General features: G+C 38.1%; 1 protein-coding gene. It reads left to right on the plus strand.

What is annotated here, in order from left to right:
- Positions 1-261: 261 nt before the first annotated feature.
- On the plus strand, positions 262-859 hold a 598-nt coding region (serC, locus tag AC1DPZ_RS28190), incomplete at its 3' end, for a 3-phosphoserine/phosphohydroxythreonine transaminase (protein ID WP_477409770.1).

The following is an 859-nucleotide window of genomic DNA, read 5'->3' on the forward strand; positions in this document are numbered from 1 at the left end:
ATTCGGTGTTCTCGTCGGCCGATCAGCTTGCTGCGGTATCTAATCTTAAATACCCCGAAAGGTTATTACAATTGTAATAATTACTACCAACCTTATAGGATTAATTTAAAATTTGCAATCAAAAAGGCTTTTGTTGATTAATTGTATATTTTTTCAAAAAATGCAAATAAATCATATCAATTTTGTCAAATTGATTAACTTCGGCCCAACTAAATACAAAGTTCCTAATCAAGTATTCAGAACCTACAATACGTTAATTATATGAAACATAATTTTGGTGCCGGACCAGGCATTTTACCTCACGAAGTTTTAAAACAAGCTTCAGAGGCGGTTATTGATTTTAATGGTACAGGATTATCATTGCTGGAGATCTCCCATCGGTCGAAAGAATTTGAAGCAGTTTTGGATGAAGCTGTTGCATTGGTAAAAGAATTATTCAGTGTACCAGAAGGTTATTCGGTATTATTTTTACAGGGTGGTGCCAGCACGCAATTTGCCATGGCCCCTTATAACCTGTTGCCATCGGGTGGCAAAGCTGCGTACCTTGAAACAGGTGTATGGGCAAACAAAGCTTTAAAAGAAGCTAAATATTTTGGCGAAGTAGAGGTAGTAGCCTCATCAAAAGCGAGCAACTTCACCTACATTCCTAAAGATTATACTATTCCTGCTGATGCGGCTTACTTCCACATCACATCAAACAATACCATTTATGGTACACAGTTACAGGAGTTTCCTAAATCACCTATACCTGTGGTTTGCGATATGTCGTCAGATATATTTAGTCGCAAAATTAACGTTGCCGATTTTGGTTTGATTTACGCCGGCGCTCAAAAAAATATGGGCCCTGCCGGTGTTACCC

Source organism: Mucilaginibacter sp. P4_G9 (genome assembly GCF_056400985.1).